This is a genomic window from Bacillus sp. JJ1127 (assembly GCF_036965845.1).
Lineage (GTDB): Bacteria > Bacillota > Bacilli > Bacillales > Bacillaceae_G > Bacillus_A.
The window spans coordinates 16,498-16,756 of sequence record NZ_JBALQK010000170.1 but is presented as its reverse complement, the minus strand read 5'-3'; positions in this window follow the sequence as shown (position 1 = coordinate 16,756).

The following is a 259-nucleotide window of genomic DNA, read 5'->3' as shown; positions in this document are numbered from 1 at the left end:
TCTTTTGGTGATGAACCATTAAATTACATCTTTTATTTTTAATGTTAAACGATATATTGCCAATTTAAATCATGAAAAAGGATGGGATTGTCTCATACAAAAGTATGAAAAAATAGTGTATTTCAATAACGATAAATTACAATTTATGAATTTTTTAAGAAATATTCATTTTTCTATTTTTTTATATGTAAAGATGAATTATACTTTAAAAAGTAATAATATGGGAAAAGGGAGTTTTTGTATAGAGATGGAGATGAGA